The sequence below is a fragment of the Facklamia languida CCUG 37842 genome (genome assembly GCF_000245795.1).
GTDB classification, from domain to species: domain Bacteria; phylum Bacillota; class Bacilli; order Lactobacillales; family Aerococcaceae; genus Facklamia; species Facklamia languida.
In genome coordinates this window covers 736,525-754,212 of record NZ_JH601133.1, presented here as the reverse complement: position 1 = coordinate 754,212, position 17,688 = coordinate 736,525, and the positions used below count along the sequence as shown (strand labels likewise).

Annotated in this window: 16 protein-coding genes; 14 read left to right on the top strand and 2 right to left on the bottom strand. The window is 46.0% G+C overall.

Translation table 11 applies throughout. The features are described 5' to 3' along the window. The first annotated feature begins 25 nt into the window (after positions 1 to 25). The 7 genes from ssb to HMPREF9708_RS03430 all read left to right on the top strand — a co-directional run bounded on the left by ssb (position 26) and on the right by HMPREF9708_RS03430 (position 7,159). On the top strand, positions 26 to 550 hold the full coding sequence (ssb, locus tag HMPREF9708_RS03460; RefSeq protein WP_006308708.1) for a single-stranded DNA-binding protein: 525 nt from the start codon (positions 26 to 28) through the stop codon (positions 548 to 550). 19 nt (positions 551 to 569) lie between these two features. Further along, positions 570 to 803: a 30S ribosomal protein S18 gene (gene rpsR / locus HMPREF9708_RS03455; protein ID WP_006308707.1), complete on the top strand. Its 234-nt coding sequence runs from the start codon at positions 570 to 572 to the stop codon at positions 801 to 803. A gap of 133 nt (positions 804 to 936) precedes the next feature. After that, on the top strand, positions 937 to 2,943 hold the full coding sequence (locus HMPREF9708_RS03450) for a DHH family phosphoesterase (protein ID WP_006308706.1): 2,007 nt from the start codon (positions 937 to 939) through the stop codon (positions 2,941 to 2,943). After that, positions 2,944 to 3,399, top strand: a complete 456-nt coding sequence (rplI, locus tag HMPREF9708_RS03445) for a 50S ribosomal protein L9 (RefSeq protein ID WP_006308705.1) — start codon at positions 2,944 to 2,946, stop codon at positions 3,397 to 3,399. A 29-nt stretch (positions 3,400 to 3,428) separates the two neighbouring features. Next, positions 3,429 to 4,805 carry a replicative DNA helicase gene (gene dnaB, locus HMPREF9708_RS03440; protein WP_006308704.1) on the top strand — a complete coding sequence of 459 codons (1,377 nt, stop codon included), beginning with the start codon at positions 3,429 to 3,431 and terminating at the stop codon, positions 4,803 to 4,805. A gap of 110 nt (positions 4,806 to 4,915) precedes the next feature. Continuing rightward, positions 4,916 to 5,920: a hypothetical protein gene (locus HMPREF9708_RS03435; protein ID WP_006308703.1), complete on the top strand. Its 1,005-nt coding sequence runs from the start codon at positions 4,916 to 4,918 to the stop codon at positions 5,918 to 5,920. A 54-nt stretch (positions 5,921 to 5,974) separates the two neighbouring features. Continuing rightward, complete coding sequence (locus tag HMPREF9708_RS03430; RefSeq protein ID WP_006308702.1) at positions 5,975 to 7,159, top strand: acetyl-CoA C-acetyltransferase; 1,185 nt, start codon at positions 5,975 to 5,977, stop codon at positions 7,157 to 7,159. Positions 7,160 to 7,254: 95 nt separating this feature from the next. Here the strand turns inward: HMPREF9708_RS03430 and HMPREF9708_RS03425 are convergent, their stop codons facing one another. Together HMPREF9708_RS03425 and HMPREF9708_RS07890 are read right to left on the bottom strand one after the other, a co-directional pair. Beyond that, positions 7,255 to 8,151 carry a cation diffusion facilitator family transporter gene (locus tag HMPREF9708_RS03425; RefSeq protein WP_006308701.1) on the bottom strand — a complete coding sequence of 299 codons (897 nt, stop codon included), beginning with the start codon at positions 8,149 to 8,151 and terminating at the stop codon, positions 7,255 to 7,257. A gap of 66 nt (positions 8,152 to 8,217) precedes the next feature. Continuing rightward, a complete protein-coding gene (locus HMPREF9708_RS07890) occupies positions 8,218 to 9,159 on the bottom strand; it encodes a C39 family peptidase (protein WP_006308700.1) in 942 nt (313 codons plus the stop codon). A 211-nt stretch (positions 9,160 to 9,370) separates the two neighbouring features. On the opposite strand from HMPREF9708_RS07890, the gene HMPREF9708_RS03415 reads away from it, so the two are divergent. From HMPREF9708_RS03415 to gltX, 7 genes are all read left to right on the top strand, one after another. Then, a complete protein-coding gene (locus HMPREF9708_RS03415) occupies positions 9,371 to 9,715 on the top strand; it encodes a MerR family transcriptional regulator (RefSeq protein ID WP_006308699.1) in 345 nt (114 codons plus the stop codon). 23 nt (positions 9,716 to 9,738) lie between these two features. Beyond that, a complete protein-coding gene (gene glnA, locus HMPREF9708_RS03410) occupies positions 9,739 to 11,079 on the top strand; it encodes a type I glutamate--ammonia ligase (RefSeq protein ID WP_006308698.1) in 1,341 nt (446 codons plus the stop codon). A 281-nt stretch (positions 11,080 to 11,360) separates the two neighbouring features. After that, positions 11,361 to 12,833, top strand: a complete 1,473-nt coding sequence (locus HMPREF9708_RS03405) for an alpha-amylase (protein WP_006308697.1) — start codon at positions 11,361 to 11,363, stop codon at positions 12,831 to 12,833. A gap of 130 nt (positions 12,834 to 12,963) precedes the next feature. Continuing rightward, positions 12,964 to 13,533 carry a dCTP deaminase/dUTPase family protein gene (locus HMPREF9708_RS03400; protein ID WP_006308696.1) on the top strand — a complete coding sequence of 190 codons (570 nt, stop codon included), beginning with the start codon at positions 12,964 to 12,966 and terminating at the stop codon, positions 13,531 to 13,533. Between the two features lie 2 nt (positions 13,534 to 13,535). Continuing rightward, positions 13,536 to 14,918: a DNA repair protein RadA gene (radA, locus tag HMPREF9708_RS03395; protein WP_006308695.1), complete on the top strand. Its 1,383-nt coding sequence runs from the start codon at positions 13,536 to 13,538 to the stop codon at positions 14,916 to 14,918. Positions 14,919 to 14,930: 12 nt separating this feature from the next. Then, complete coding sequence (locus tag HMPREF9708_RS03390; RefSeq protein WP_006308694.1) at positions 14,931 to 16,016, top strand: PIN/TRAM domain-containing protein; 1,086 nt, start codon at positions 14,931 to 14,933, stop codon at positions 16,014 to 16,016. A gap of 68 nt (positions 16,017 to 16,084) precedes the next feature. Continuing rightward, positions 16,085 to 17,560, top strand: coding sequence for a glutamate--tRNA ligase (gltX, locus tag HMPREF9708_RS03385; protein WP_006308693.1), 1,476 nt, complete (start codon positions 16,085 to 16,087; stop codon positions 17,558 to 17,560). Positions 17,561 to 17,688: the final 128 nt, after the last annotated feature.

Genomic DNA, 17,688 nt, shown 5'->3' with positions numbered 1-17,688 from the left:
GAAACACTGATAGGAGGAAGGAATCATGAATACAGTGCAATTAGTAGGGAGATTGACTAAGGAAGTCGATTTGAAATTCACTTCTTCAGGAACAGCTGTAGGGAGCTTCACACTTGCTGTGAACCGTAATTTTACCAACCAGCAGGGTGAGCGCGAAGCGGACTTTATTAATTGTGTGATTTGGCGTAAGGCAGCAGAGAATTTAGCGAACTTTACACGCAAAGGATCTCAAATTGGTGTAGAAGGACGCATTCAAACGCGTAACTACGAGAACCAGCAAGGTCAACGTGTTTATGTTACGGAAGTGGTTGTCAATAACTTCCACTTATTAGAACCTCGATCTGTGACCGAGCAAAGACCTAAAGACTCTCAACCATCAAATCAAGGGAATTACCAAGGCTATAACCAAGGGAATTACCAAAGCAACCATGATTCTTCCCAACAAAATGATTCGAACTTCGGATTCAACCAGAATTTCAGCCAATCGGGTCCAAACCCATTTGCTGATAGTCAAAAAGTGGATATTTCTGAAGACGATTTACCATTTTAATCGATAAGGAGGAATAATTATGGCACAACGTCGAGGAGGAAGACGTAGAAGAAAAGTATGTTATTTCTGTGCTAATCACATTGATTACATTGACTATAAAGATACAGACTTACTTAAACGTTTCATCTCAGAAAAAGGTAAGATCTTACCTCGCCGTGTAACAGGTACTTGCGCAAAACACCAACGTACACTGACTGTTGCGATTAAGCGCGCACGTGTGATGGCACTCTTACCATTTACCGTTCAAGACTAATTCATTAGGCCGTCTCTTAGGAGATGGCTTTTTAATTTGTAGGAAGATGTTTCACGTGAAACATTGTTCAGCTAACCTTCGCTAACCAGGCTCGTTTATGGTAAAATAGGAAGGATTAGAAAAGAGGTGGAACGTGATTAACTTAGGAAAATTAAAAGAGTTTTTTCATAATTTTCATGCTTTAGAGATCTCTTGGCAAATTTATAGTTTGTTGGCGATTTATGCCACCATTACAATTATTGCCCTCTGGCTAGAATGGCGGATCGGCTGCCTCCTGATCTTAATGCTAGTGGCCGTTATTCTATTCTTCTGCTTTAATATCCGGCATTTTATACGGGATTTGACCATTATGGCGGGACAAATGTCTAAGAATGTGGCCTTGGCTCAAGAGTATGCGATCTACCATGCACCGATTGGCGTTCTCTTATATGATCAGTTGAACCGGGTGACTTGGGTCAACCCAGCCATGCAAGATTTATTTGCGGGCAAAGATTTAATTGGAGAAACAATTGAAAATATTGATAGTAAGCTCGCTCCCTTGTTCAACCAGACCAGTTTAGACCAGTGGCAAGAAATCAGCTTAGACTCAGGCTATTACCGGTTTTTACACCAGGCTCAATACCGAGCTCTCTACTTGTATGATATTACGCATGATATTGCCATGCAGCAGATGACCCAGCAGACGACCGTTGTGATGGGAAACTTGTTCTTAGAGGATTATGATGACTTGCTCTATGCCATGAATGATGAAGAAAGTGCCCGCTTTGAATCAGACTTAATTGTCCAATTGAACCGCTGGGCGGACGACTATCACATTTTCTTGAAGCAGACGGATGAAGACCATTTCCTATTGCTGCTCAATCGTCATGCCCTGTCCAAACTTGAAGAAGAGAAATTCAAGAGCTTCAATGAAATCCGCCAACACTATCATGATCAAAATATCCCCATTTCGATGGCCTTGGCTCTGGCCTTTGTCGATGATATAAAGCAGGATATGTTGGCTGTTAACAAGCAAGCGAAGGCCAATTTAGACCTAGCCTTAGGTCGCGGGGGGGACCAGGTCGTTGTCCGGTCGATTAATGGGAAGGCGACTTTCTATGGTGGAAAGTCTGCAACGACTGAGAAACGCTCGGATATTCGGGCGAAGATGTTCTTTAAAGCGCTCAAGAGTGCCGTTCAACCAGTTGATAATGTGGTAATTGCCGGTCACCGGTTCCCTGATACAGACTCCTTGGGTTCTGCACTAGGTGTCTATCAGATCGTGAAGAATTACCACCGTGAGGCTCGAATTTTAATTGAACCGAATGAGCTGAACCATGATATTAAAGAATTATTGAGCAATGACCATTTCCAAGATAATTGGGATGCCCTCTTCCTGACGCATGAAACGGTCGAAGACTTTTTACAAGATAAGACCCTCTTTATCCTGGTTGACCACCATCGCCCATCGATTTCAGAGGCCCAAGCTTTTATGGAACCTTATGATAAGATTGTCATCGACCACCACCGGCGGTCGGAAGAATTCCCTAATCAAACAGTTCTGACTTATATTGAACCTTCTGCCTCATCGACAGCAGAACTTTTGACTGAGTATTTCCAATTTGTCGAGGATACCAATTCCAGTCTAGATAAGATGACGGCAACCGCCTTATTAGCAGGGATCATTGTGGATACTAACCAATTCTCATTAAGGACAGGATCGCGGACCTTTCAATCTGCTGCTTACTTAAAAGCTCAAGGAGCCGACACTTTAGAAATTCAATATTTATTGAAAGAGAGTTTGGCGACCATTACGGCGCGCAATCGTTTAATTGAGCGAATGCAGATCGAAGTCGAGGGCTATGCGATTACCATGGGTGAGGAAGACCAAGTCTTGGATAGTATGACGGCGGCGCAAACAGCGGATGAGATGTTAGGAATTGATCAAGTTGAAGCCTCCTTTGTTATCTACCGGCGGTCACCCGATCAAATCGGAATATCCGCACGGAGTCTGGGAAATATCAATGTTCAGACCCTGATGGAAGCCTTAGGTGGCGGTGGTCACCTATCAAACGCTGCGACGCAAATCAAGGGCAAAACGATTTCCGATGCCTATCAAGACTTAATTCAAGTCATCAAAAAACGAGAGGATGAAGGATAAATGAAAGTTATTTTATTGGAAGATGTACGTAAAAAAGGTAAAAAAGGGCAAGTGATTAACGTTTCGGATGGGTATGCAACCAACTATCTCATTAAGAATGGTTTAGCAAAGGCTGCCGATTCTCATGCCATGAGCGAATTAAAGGGTCAACAAAAAGCCCAAAAACGCATTGAAGCAGAAGAGTTAGCCGAGGCTGAGGAATTAAAGGGTCAGATTGAGAAGGAAGAGACAGTGGTGACCATTCAGGCTAAAACTGGAGAAGATGGCCGTTTATTTGGGACCATCCCGTCAAAACAAATTGCTGAAGAACTCAATAAACAGTATGGTCTTAAAGTGGATAAGCGCAAGATCGACTTAGAGAATAACCTATCTGCTTTGGGTTACTATAATGTTCCAATCAAACTCCATCCTGATGTGATGGCTACCATCCGTGTTAAAGTTGAGGAAGAAGCGTAAGAAAATCAAGCAAGAAATTAGGGTGAAAAATGGAAAGTTCACAATTTCAACAAGTGACTGCACCGCAAAATCTTGAAGCTGAAAAATCCGTTCTGGGCGGTCTATTGCTGGACCCAATTAAACTTGCCAGCATCCAGCCCCTTATTAAAGAAGAAGATTTCTACAAGGTAAGTCATCAACAAATCTATGCGGCCATGGAAAGAATCTACGATCGCAATGGCACCCTAGACACCTTAATGTTGATTAACCAACTTGATGCCTATGATCAGTTGGAGAATGTAGGAGGGGCTGAAGCAATTGTTGATTTGGCCAGTTATACACCAACCACTGCCAATATTGAACAGTATGCCCAGATCATCCGCGAGAAGTCGATTCTTCGCCAGTTAATCAATGCCGCCAACCAAATTTCCAAGTCTGCCTATGAAGAAGGCGCAGCGGTTGAGGATATTGTCGATCAGAGTGAGCGATTGATCTTGTCGATTGGCGAAGGGTCGCAAAATAACCGGCCACAAGAAATGCGTAAGTTAATTATTGAAGCCTTTGATAAACTGGTAAAGTTATCGGAGGAAAAAAGAGAGATTACAGGTCTCCCGACTGGGTATATTGACCTAGACCGGCTGACTTCCGGCTTCCAAAGTGACCAACTGATTATTCTGGCAGCTCGACCAGCGGTCGGCAAATCAGCCTTTGCCTTAAATATTGCTCAAAATGCAGCGACTAAGGCGAAGACACCAGTTGTGATTTTCTCCTTGGAGATGGGAGCCATTGACTTGGTGAATCGGATGATCTGTGCCGAAGGGAATATTAATGCTTCCAACCTGCGAACGGGTCAGTTAAGCGACGATGAGTGGAAGAGCTTTACGGTGGCAACCGATATCTTGAAGGACGCCCCCATCTTCATTGACGACTCGGCAGGGATCCGGGTATCCGAAATTCGTGCCAAGTGCCGCCGCCTCAAGCAGGAGCATCCAGACTTAGGCTTAATCGTGATCGACTATTTACAACTCATTGAAGGAAACGGACGTGAAAACCGCCAACAAGAAGTATCTGAGATTTCTCGTCAACTAAAGAAGTTGGCCAAGGAACTGAAAGTGCCTGTCATGGCCCTCTCACAATTATCACGGGGCTTAGAGCAACGGAACAACAAGCGGCCAATCTTGAGTGATATCCGGGAATCAGGATCCATTGAACAGGATGCGGATATTGTCGCCTTCCTCTACCGAGAAGACTACCACCGGCAGGAGGATGGTGAGGAAGAGCCTGTTGATGATCTTCCTGACAATACAGTTGAAGTCATCGTCGCCAAGAACCGGTCTGGTGCACGAGATACAGTCAAATTATTATTTAAGAAGGAATATAATAAGTTTTCCAGTCTTTCCTTTCAAAAAGAACCTTTTACACCTTAGGTGTCAAAAGGTTCTTTTGACATTTGACATTCAAACATTTGTCATTTAACTTGAAAGATTTGACAGTCTAAGTTAAAATAGGCCTTACCGATACACTTGGGGAGGATACTATGTCAAAAGAACTGACGGCTCAACAATTTGCCGATAAATTAGAAGTGACCCGCCAACTGATCTACTATCATGCCAAAAAGATCCCTGCTCAGGACAAGGTCTACAATGAAGAGAATAAGTTGGTCTTCACTCCCGACCAACAAGAGTTTTTGATGTCCTTTATGACCGATACTTTAGCCAAGGAAGAAGCTGGGGAAGAGGAAGACCTGGATTATTCGGGCTATGAAGAGGAAGAAGGACCCGATATCGAATGGGAGCGACCTGAATTTACCTATGACCCCGAGCTAGCCAAACAGATTGCTTTGGTTTTACAGAATGAAAGTCTCGCCAAACAAAAGAGGGAAATGCCCCATGAAGACCCAAGTTCTGAAGCGGCTCCTTCTCAAACAAAGGCCAGCCAAAGGATAGCGTCTGACAAAGCCCTTCACCGACAAGTGGGGGGCGATCAAGAGAAAGTGTCAAAATCCTCAGTTCCAATCAAAGAGTCAAAAGATCAAAGATCTGACAAAATGACAAATCGATCAAATGATAAACTGGTCAAGGGTGCTCGTCATGACAAAAAACAAACAGACAAAGAGACAAACGACAAAGAGACAAACGACGGTGACAAAGCTCCCTCTAAAAATTTCCAAGCAGAGGCTGAATCCACTCATGGGAGCCAACATGATCTTGAAGGACAGGCTTCCTTCTTGCGAAATGAGGCGGCGGTTTTGGATTATATCCAAGAGGCTGTTCGCGACCAATTGCAGGACAAGTGGCGGCAGGATGAAGAAGAAAGACAAATGTTGTTAGATGAGTTAAATACCAAGAACCAGCAAATTGCTGATTTACACCAATTACTGGACCAGCAGCAACAATTAATGCTGGTGACCGAACAGAAGCATCGGCAATTGCTAAATCTTGTTAACCAGCAGGCCTTACAATTGGCTCATTCCCCCTTTGTGAGAGGAAGAGAAGATTGGATTCCAAATAAGTCCTGGCTTAAGCATGCTTTTAAGGAATAACCCGTCTGTCTATGGTTCTTGCCGTATTTTTTTGACGGATTTTAGGAGGAATAAATGAAGAAAAATGAAGTGGTCATTGTGGCTGGCTTTCGGACTGCTATCGGGAAATTTGGAGGTAGCTTGAAAGATTTATCGGCAGTTGATTTGGCAAGTCAACTTGTTGTAAAGGGCCTTGAACGGGATCAAATTAATCCAGAACATATCGATGAAGTGATTTTTGGTAATGTCTATTCGGCAGGCTTGGGTCAGAATATGGCCCGCCAAATTGCCATCCAGTCTGGTATCCCCCAGCGGGTTCCTGCAACAACAATCAATCAGGTCTGTGGGTCCGGCATGAAGGCCTTGATGTTAGGCTATCAATCGATTCTTGCGGGTCTGAATGAGGTCGTTCTCGTCGGGGGAAGTGAAAGCATGAGCAATGTACCGTATTTGGCCAAGGACCACCGTTGGGGGTCGAAGCTGGGCGATCGCACTCTAGTGGACGGCTTGTTAGCCGATGGCCTGATGGATGCCTTTGGGTCCTATCATATGGGGATGACTGCCGAGAATATCGCTGAACGCTACCATATTTCACGCCAAGACCAAGATCTATATGCTGTTAACAGCCATAATAAGGCAGCCAGAGCCCAGGCTGAGGGTCAATTTGCTGATGAGATTATTCCGATTCGCCTGGATACTGGCAAAGGTGAAGCCCTTGTCTTTGACCAAGATGAATCTATCCGCCACAACCAAACCCTTGAACAAATAAGCCGGTTGAAGCCGGTCTTTAAACAGGATGGGACGGTGACACCAGCTAATGCCTCTCCACTGAATGATGGCGCAGCTGCTCTGGTCCTCATGACTCGTGAACGGGCAGAGGCCTTAAACCTCCCCATCCTGGCTCAGATTGCAGCCAGTGCACAAGTCGGTGTGGATCCAGCCATCATGGGAATTGGACCGATTCCTGCGAGTCGGTTAGCGGTTGAGCGTGCCGGCTTAGCCCTCGCGGACATCGATTTAATTGAAGCGAATGAGGCCTTTGCTTGTCAGGCACTTTATGTTCAAAATGAGTTAGGCCTAGACCCTGGGAAGGTAAATGTAAATGGAGGCGCGATTGCCTTAGGTCATCCAATTGGCTGTAGTGGCGCCCGAATTATTGTGACCTTAGTCCATGAGATGAAGCGTCGTCAAGCCAAATATGGCCTGGCAACCCTTTGTATTGGTGGCGGCCAAGGAGATGCAGTGGTCCTTCAGGCCTAGACACTTGGAAGATTTTCTCTAATAAATTAAAAGACAGCACCTGACGAGTGCTGTTTTTTTGTGTCTGTAAAGTGATGAGATTGATAGCAATCGACCTAGTTAGCAGGATCGCTATTTTTGCTGGAACCGTGGTAAGGTTCAACGTGGATGTCCACATCTTGAAGGTGGTGCTTCATGGCAAGAATATATTCGACCTCTTCCGTTACGATATGGGAGTTCTCGACGGACATCTGGGGGTCTAAAGCAATGGTGACATCTAAGAAAATATGGTGGGTACTGGTCCGGGCGCGAATAGCGGGGATGTCGGCCACCTTAGGATGGTTGAGAATCGATTGCCTGTAGCTGGCTAAGAGGTCTGGATCAAAGCCATCAGATAGGGTGAAGGTGGCTTCAGACAGGATCTGGTAGGCACTGTAGAGGATGATGAGACCGACGAGGAGGGAAATGATGCCATCCATACGAGGATAACCTAGTCGGCTGGCCAGGGTTCCGAGGATGGTAGCTGCAGAAATTAAGAGGTCATTTCGCATATCGCGGGAAGTGGCTTTGAGACCAATCGACTGGGTCTTGTTGGCGAGTTGCTTGAGATAGGCTTGACCAAGATAGAGCAAGATAACAGAAGTAAAGGTCACGACGAGAATGAGGGGGGAGAAAGTTGCCGGATTCGGATGAATGATCGCTTGAATGCTGGTTGAGCTGACTCGTAGACCGATGAGAATCATGAGGATGGAGACAATAAAGCTAGACAGGGTTTCATACTTCTCATGGCCAAAGGGGTGGTTGTAGTCAGCTGGGCGGTTGGCTAATTTTAGGCCCAGGAAGACAGCCAGAGAAGCGATGATATCGGAGAAGTTATTGAGGCCGTCCGCTTGAACCGAACCTGCTTGGTAGAGGGTGCCTACGGTTAGTTTACTGATCGCAAGCAATAAGTAGAGGATCATGCCGAGATGGGCCCCTCTACTGGCTAATTGATAGGCTTGATCATCATTCATTTCATTCCTCCTTGGACGCTTGCCATCATGAAAAAAATAGTCAAAGTTAAACATGTAACTTTGACTTTATTGGTAGGCCCAGTAATTTAAGCCTTCTCGATAGAAGATGGCTTCATCAATGGGTTGAATACTGTGCATCTTTTGGGGGTCATCATTGGGATCATTCACATAGACCTTGCCATTCTCATAACCCCGGATGACCAAGATATGCCCCACTTCGGTAAAGAAACCTGGTTGGACGGATGCAATCACCACTCGACCTTCTTGGACAGCTTGCATGGCTTGGTCAAAACGGTTACCAAAATTCTCATATAAGAGGTCATGGTCCAAGGCATAATCGTAGAAGATCTGCCAAGAGGTCCCTTGGTTATGATTGTAATAGGTTTGGCCAGCCCATTCGAGCACATCCGTCGGTTCGATCTTACTGCCCTTAATATAGGAGTCGATCATGGCGAGCGAGACGATGGCACAGCCATTCTCAGCTAGGGTCTGAGACCCATTTGAACCATAGGCGAGCGGCCCATATTGGCTGGACTTTTGTAAGTATAAGGGGACATCCATCTGAGAATCTGCGGAACCTGTAACTTGGGCAGGATGGTCTGGGATAAAATATTCACCCAATTGTGTGGCATCGAGTCCTTGTTGGTCAATCGCTGAAAGGATATCGTCTTGAGCGGTTGCCAGATCCCCTTGGTAGTCTGCCTTGAGGATGGTTTGAACTTTGGCTAAGAGTTGCTCTTTGGATGGGTTTTGGTCTTTAAGACTAGCAAGCAGTTGGTTAAAGTTGACAATTTCCTCTTGGGTTGTCGTGGTCTCTTCTGGGATAGGCTTTTCTGGTAAGGGTTCTCTTGGTTCAGACACGCTTTGATTCGGACGATATTGTGAAAGAATCGTATTGTCTTTTTCAGTCAAATGACCTAAATAGTGGATCATGAGGACGGAACCTACCACCATCAATAATGAGAAGATGAGCGGTAATCGCTGAGAGAATGGTTGCTTATCGCGCATAAAGCTCCTCCTAAACTAGCCAGTGGCTAGAAAAAATACGTTACCATAATAGCATAATTTAAAAAAAAATACTGTATCAAGCTCATTTAATTCTTGTTTCTTTACTTTTAAATCGTGTTTTTTATGTAATATAATGTTACATAAGATGTAAGATTATTTTTGCTTTTATCAAATATTTTTTTATAATTGGACCCATTAAGGAGTGAAGACAATGACTGCCAAGGCCTTTCGCAAGTCTTTAGCTGTCTTTCCCATCGGAACCGTGATGGAATTGACGGGATTAACAGCGCGCCAGATTCGCTATTTTGAAGACTATCAATTGATCCAACCCAAGCGGAGCCAGACCAATCGGCGTCTTTATTCTTTAAATGATGTTGACCGGATCTTGGATATCCAAGACCTCTTGGAGGAGGGAATGACTCTTAGAGGCATTCAGCATTACTTTGACCGGCAAAAGGAGTCCCCTAAGGGTCAACCTTCGCTGACGGATGCGGATGTTCGGCGGATTTTACGTGATGAGATGGAAGCGCAAAATCGCTTCATGCACGACTATTAGCTAATTGGAAAGAAGGAAATTGAATGACAGAGTGGACCCGTGAGGCTATTTTAGCAGATGCTAAAGAACAGAATGTTCGCTTTATTCGCTTGATCTTTACGGATATTAACGGGGTAATTAAGAATGTTGAAATTCCCCAGTCGCAATTGAAGAAGGCAATGGATAATAAGATGATGTTTGATGGCTCATCGATTGACGGCTTTGTGCGTATTGAAGAAAGTGATATGTACTTGGTTCCTGACTTATCGACCTGGTTGGTTTTTGATTGGAAGGAGACGGAAGCCGATGCCAAGATTGCCCGCTTGATCTGTGATATTGAATTGTCCCACCGTCAGCCCTTTGCTGGGGATCCGCGGACGAATCTGAAGCGGGTCATGCAGAAGATGTATGACATGGGCTTTACCCACTTTAACTTGGGACCGGAACCTGAATTCTTTCTATTTAAGTTGAACCAGGAAGGTGAAGCCACTAAGACCCTCTATGATAATGGTGGTTACTTTGATTTAGCGCCGACCGACTTAGCAGAGAATTGCCGGCGCGATATTGTCTTGGAGTTGGAGGATCATGGGTTTGAGATTGAAGCCAGTCACCATGAGACAGCGCCTGGTCAACATGAAATTGATTGGAAATATCTAAATGCGGTAGAGGCGTGTGATGCTATTCAAACCTTCAAGCTGATTGTTAAATCAGTGGCGCGCCGCCATCATTTACATGCGACCTTTATGCCCAAGCCCGTTTACGGGGTGGCGGGTTCTGGTATGCACTGTAACCTTTCCTTATTCAATGAAGCGGGGAATGCCTTCTATGATCCATCAGCCAGTGATGGCCTATCGCAAGTCGCCCGTTACTTTATTGGCGGTATTTTACAGCATGCCAGTGCCTTAACAGCCATTTGCAATCCAACGGTTAATTCCTATAAGCGGCTTGTCCCTGGTTATGAGGCGCCGGTCTATATTGCCTGGTCCAGCCAGAATCGCTCACCTTTGATTCGGATTCCTTCTGCTAGGGATCAATCAACGCGGATCGAGGTGCGGAGTGTCGACCCATCTGCCAACCCTTATTTGGCGCTCGCTGTTTTATTGGAAGCGGGTCTGGAAGGGATCCGTGACCAGATTGAACCGCCGCAAGCCATTGACCGGAATATTTATACCATGTCTCACGAGGAACGAATTGCTGCAGGGATCCAAGATTTACCAGGGTCCTTACGTGAAGCCTTACAAGCCTTACGAGAGGATGAGACAGTCTTAAATGCTTTAGGCGATCATATTGCTTCTAATTTTATCACCAGTAAGCGGATGGAATTCTCATCTTACCAAAAGCGGGTTACAGAATGGGAATTTGAGAAGTATTTCACCTCAATCTAAGCTGGATAGCCTTGTCATAAGACGCTAAATGATTCAAAAGAACGAAACGCACTAACTGTATAAGTGAGAGCCACGACTCTAGGTAAGAAAAGGGGTGGCTGCCCCCCTTATTTTGACCTTTTGCGGGTGGGGCGGATACAGGGGGCGGTTTGTTCTTTTTTATTTTAGCCAGCTTAAGGGAAAAGACCTCCTGTAAAAATAATCGTTAAACGAGGGTGAGACTTTTGTCACCGCCCTTAATTTGTGCTTAAATATAGGAAGCAATACAAAGGAGAAAGACCATGGAGAAGAACCCTTTATTGATGCAATATTTTGAATGGTATCTACCGAATGATGGCCAACATTGGCAGCGTTTAATTGAGGATGCAGAACATTTAAGCCAGATCGGGGTGGATAACGTGTGGTTTCCACCCGTGACCAAGGCGACTTCAACCGATGATGTGGGATATGGGATTTATGACTTGTGGGACTTGGGTGAATTTGACCAGAATGGTGCGGTTCGTACAAAATATGGGGACAAGGCCAGCCTCCTCCAAGCCATTCAAGCTTTAAAAGCTGTCGGGATCCGGCCAATTGCCGATCTGGTCTTGAACCATAAGGCCAATGCGGATGGTAAGGAGCGGTTCCGGGTCTTGAAGATGGACCCTAACCAGCGGAACCAACCTCTGTCCGAACCTTATGAGATTGAAGCTTGGACCTACTTTTCCTTCCCCAACCGCCAGCAACAATACGATGACTTTGAATGGCACTGGTATCACTTCTCAGGCATTGACTATGATGCCAGCCATGATGAGATGGGGATTTATATGATCTTAGGTGACCAGAAGGGTTGGGCCAACAATGAGACGGTGGCAGCTGAATATGGCAACTATGATTATTTGATGTTTGCTGACATTGATTATCGGCATCCGGAAGTGGTCGACCAGACCAAGAAGTGGATTCATTGGTTTTTGGAGGAGACGGGCTTTGAGGGCTTTCGCTTAGATGCGATCAAGCATATTGATGCCAGCTTCATGAAAGGATTGATTGGTGAAATTCAAGCCAAAAAAGGGGAGAATTTTTATATTTTTGGGGAGTATTGGAATCCAGACTACCACGATACCCGTCATTATCTGGGCCAACTGGATTATCAATTGGATCTTTTTGACGTGGCCTTGCATATGAACTTTTATCAAGCCAGTCATGGAGGCAACCAGTATGATATGCGGCAGATTTTCCAAGGATCCTTGGTAGAAGACCATCCGATGATGGCCGTTACCTTTGTCAATAATCATGACACCCAAGCGAATCAGTCGCTGGAAAGTCAGGTCGATGATTGGTTTATTCCTTTGGCCTATGCCCTGATTCTTTTGAGACAAGGGGGTCTGCCGACCCTCTTCTATGGGGACTATTATGGCCAAGGTGAAGGGGGGCATCCGACCGCCTTCCAAGATCAAATTGATCCCCTCTTATACTTACGCTTACACCATGCTTATGGCGACCAGGTGGATTATTTTGATCATGGAAATACGATCGGCTGGACCCGCTTAGGGAACGATGACCATCCAGAGGGGATCGCGGTCGTTTTAACTAATGGCGATGCGGGTTATAAGGAAATGTCCATGGGAGCGTTAAATGCTGGTAAAATCTTCGTCGACTATTTAGGCAATCACGAGGGTCAGGTCCAATTAGATGACGCGGGCAAGGGCCAATTTCCAGTGAGCCCAGGATCTGTATCGGTCTGGATCCATCAAGACTGCTGCCCAGCAAAATAAGCGCAAGAGATTGGGCAAGTTTCTTTGAACTCCTGGCTAAAATGGAGTAGAATGAAAGCGATTATAGCAAGTTCAGAATATGGATCTTAGTCAAATAAAAATTACGCGATTAGAGAAGGTGAGCAAAGGAATGACCCAAGACTCCTTACGTGGCTTTCAAGTAATTCAAGCCTATCAAGACCAAGCCATTCGCCTGCCCCAACGGCAGACACCCCATTCAGCCGGTTATGACTTAGAAGCGGCTGAGACCGTCATTTTGCCGAGCTTCTGGAAGAGAACGATCCGTCATTACTTCCATGTATTGAAGGGGACTTTAACAGGTGAAAGTGACAATGAGGGCGATCTCGGTGCGCTCTGGCAGGCCACTTTGGTCCCTACGGGCTTGAAGGCCTATATGCAAGAGAATGAATACTTAAAGATTGTCAATCGTTCTTCTGGTTCATACAAGCATCAAACAACGCTTCCTAATGGGATTGGAATCATTGATGCCGATTATTATGACAATCCGAATAACGAAGGCCATATTTATGTGCAACTCATCAATTATGGACTCAAGGATCGGACCATCCACAAGGGTGAGCGGATCGCCCAAGGCATCTTCACCCAATATCTCTTAGTGGATGGCGACCAGGCGCGGGTGACGCCCCGACGCGGTGGGTTTGGCTCTTCTGACCGAGACCCACTTGAGAGGAGTTTGTAGCCATGGCTAAGGCAAAAGTGATGTATGAATGCTTAGCTTGTGGTTATGAATCGCCGAAGTGGCTGGGGAAATGTCCCAACTGTGGCGCATGGAATCAGATGGAAGAACAACCGGCTGAATTCAGGTCCTCCTCACCGACCATGGCCTTTAAGCCAAGCCAGAAGACTGGGGAAGCCAAGGCTTATCGCTTGGATGAGATTCCCAGTCAAATTGAGCAGCGGGTGGCGACTCAATTTGCTGAGTTTGACCGGGTCTTAGGCGGTGGGGTCGTTGCCGGATCCCTCGTCTTAATCGGTGGGGACCCAGGGATTGGAAAGTCAACCCTCTTGTTACAAGTCTCGGTCCAACTGGCTAATTTAGGACAAAAAGTCCTCTATGTTTCAGGGGAAGAAAGTCTCTCTCAAATCAAATTACGGGCTGAGCGCTTGGCCTTGGATGGCCAAGATTTTTATCTGCTGGCGGAGACAGACCTGGCCGTGATTCATCAAGAAATTAGCCAGATTGAGCCAGATATTGTCATTATTGACTCCATTCAGACGATGACGGTACCAGACAACCAAGGCGCAGCGGGGGCGGTCTCACAGTTAAGAGCTGCCACAAATGTCTTGATGCGAATTGCCAAGGATAATCAGATAGCAGTCTTTGTTGTCGGACATGTGACCAAGGAAGGCAGTATTGCTGGTCCGCGAATGCTCGAACATATGGTAGATACCGTACTTTACTTTGAAGGGGAGCAGCATAATCGGTTTCGGATTCTTAGAGCGGTCAAGAACCGGTTTGGTTCGACCAATGAGATTGGTGTCTTCGAGATGTTGGACGTGGGACTGAAGGAAGTGCGCAACCCTTCGCAACTCTTCCTAGAAGAGCGGCTCAGTGGCGCGACAGGCTCAACTGTTGTGGCTGCCCTAGAGGGGACACGAACGATTCTAGCCGAAGTCCAGTCACTCATGACGCCGACAGTTTATGGAAATGCCAAGCGGACAGCTTCTGGTATCGACTATCAACGGGTGGCCCTGCTTCTGGCTGTGATGGAGAAGCATTGTGGCCTCTTAGTCCAGAACCAAGATGCCTTCTTCAAGACCACGGGTGGAGTACGGTTAGATGAACCCGCGATTGACCTGGCGATTGCTGTCAGCATCGCTTCTAGCTATTGGAATCGTGAAGTGAGAGTTGAGGATGTCTTTATTGGGGAGATCGGCTTAACGGGTGAGATTCGCCGGGTGACCCAGATTGAAGACCGGATTAAAGAAGCGGATAAGTTAGGCTTCAAACGGGTCTACATTCCGTACAATAATTACCAAGCGCTTAGTCAATTAGACCTGGCCATTGAGGTCATTCCTGTCAAGACCATCAAGCAGGCGATTTATTTAGTCTTTCCCAAGTAAGGAGGTGAAATGATGACACGAAAAGTAATTATGGCAATCGCCCTGATTGTAGGCCTGAGTCTTGGGTTTACCTTGGGGCCTCTGCTTTGGCAGACTTTGGGGATCCGGCAGTCTTTATTTATGAATCCGTTGGTTAATAGTATCGCGGCTGGCATTATTTTTATTTTATTGGGTAGCCTGCTGGCTCCTTGGATCGAGCGTTTAATTGCCCGGATTATTGACCACTTAGAAGCCTTACCGACCGCCCACCTGGTGATGGGCTTTATCGGGGCTTTTACTGGGCTCTTGTTGGGATATTTTCTTTCTTTGCCTTTTGGCTTTATTCCGGTGGCTTCTTCAATCTTACCGATTATCTTCTCCTTACTAGGCGGGGTGATTGGTTATCGTTTGATGTTAAATCGCAGCGAGGAATTCTTGAACTTCTTCAACCGAGGTGGGCAACGCCCTCTTAAGGCTCACCCTAAAGAAATAAGTCCCACCCATCCGGTAGCCACCAGTCAAGGCCCCACTTATAAGATTCTCGATACCAGTGCGATTATTGATGGACGGATAGCGGAAGTTGTTCGGACCGGCTTTATTGAAGGGACGCTGATGGTACCCAAATTTGTTCTCGCAGAGCTACAGCATATTGCTGATTCGGCTGATTCCCTCAAAAGAAACAAGGGCCGGCGGGGGCTGGATATTTTGAATGCCTTGCAGAAGGACGGCTTATGTCCGGTTGAATTCTATGAGGGAGATTATGAGGCCATTCAGGAAGTAGATGCTAAGTTAGTCCAATTAGCCAAGGACCTATCTGCCGTCTTGATTACCACCGATTATAATCTCAACAAGGTCAGCCAATTTCAAAATGTGCCCGTCTTGAATATTAATGAGTTGGCCAATGCCTTGAAGCCAGAACTCATTCCAGGAGAAGAGATGCGGGTGCAGATTCTCAAAAGTGGGACTGAGCGTCGCCAGGGAGTGGCTTATCTATCGGATGGCACCATGGTGGTGGTGGAAGAGGGGGCAGACCATATCAATGAATGGTTGAATGTCACGGTGACGTCCTCCTTGCAGACAGCGGCTGGTCGGATGATTTTTGCCAAGATTAATGGTTAAGGGGGTTTGAATCCCTGCCTTCGAACCGTTACAATAGGTACGTATATCGAATTAAAGGAGTAATGGAAATGAGTGACAAAATCCGGGTGCGTTACGCCCCTAGTCCAACTGGTGAATTACACATCGGCAATGCGCGAACAGCATTATTTAACTATTTATTTGCTCGTTCACAAGGCGGCGACTTCATCATTCGGACGGAGGATACCGATACCAAGCGTAACATTGCCCATGGCGAACAGAGTCAATTAGACAATCTTGCATGGTTAGGCATGGATTGGGATGAATCAGCGGTCAACCCTGGTGAATATGGTCCCTATCGTCAATCCGAACGTCTGCATATTTATCAACCCTTGGTGGATGACTTAATTGAGCGGGACTTGGCTTATCGCTGCTATATGACGGAAGAAGAATTGGAAGCCGAGCGCGAAGGACAGAAGGCGCGCGGTGAAATGCCACATTATGGCGGACAGCACGCCCATCTCACGCCTGAAGAAGAGGCGGCTTTTCAAGCCGAGGGACGCCAACCCGTCGTGCGTTTCCGGGTACCGCAGAATGTGACCTATCAATTTGATGACTTGGTGAAGGGGCCAGTGACCTTTGAATCAAAGAATATCTCAGGTGACTGGGTGATCATGAAGCGCGACGGCATGCCGACTTATAACTTTGCGGTGACCGTCGATGACCATTACATGGCGATCACCCATGTCTTAAGAGGGGATGACCACATTGCTAATACCCCTAAGCAAATGATGATCTATGATGCCTTCGGTTGGGAATACCCCCGTTTCGGCCATATGACCTTGATCATTAATTCGCAGACCAATAAGAAGCTCTCTAAGCGTGATGGAGGCATTCTGCAATTTATTGAGCAATATCGCCGGTTAGGTTACCTACCAGAAGCCATGTTTAACTTTATTGCCCTTTTAGGTTGGTCACCCAAGGGAGAAGAAGAGATTTTCTCACGCCAAGAACTGATTGAACAATTTGATCCAGACCGGTTATCCACTTCCCCTGCTTCCTTCGATAAGAAGAAGTTAGAATGGATCAATAACACCTATATGAAGCAAGCCGACTTGGATACCGTTGTGGACTTAGCCTTGCCCCACCTGCAAGAAGCAGGGCGGGTGAGTCAAGAACCGGACAGTCAAGAAATGGAATGGGTGCGTCAATTAGTCAGCATCTACCATGATGAGATCTCATATGGTGCTCAGATCGTTGAGGCTTCCGATATCTTCTTTAAGGAAAGCTTGACCCTAGATGAAGCTTGCAAGGAAATTCTTGCCAGTGAGACTGCTCCAACTGTGATTAAGGCTATGCGCCAACAATTAGAGGTCTTGAGTGACCAAGACTTTGTCGCTGAAACGATCAAACCTTTGACAAAGGTGATTCAAAAAGAGACTGGTATTAAAGGGAAGTCTCTCTTTATGCCGATTCGAATTGCGGTTTCAGGGTCTATGCATGGTCCAGAATTACCGAATTTGATTGCCTTACTGGGTAAGGAGAAGGCTCTGAACCATATTGATCAGGTGCTGGATCAAATCTAAGAACTTGAATGATACACTTAATCCGCTCACTTGGCCTTAAAGGCTTAAGAGAGCGGATTTTTGCGGTCAATTGGCAGTCACATTAACGTAAAATTTGATAATTTTACGACTTAAAAACAGTCCTACCG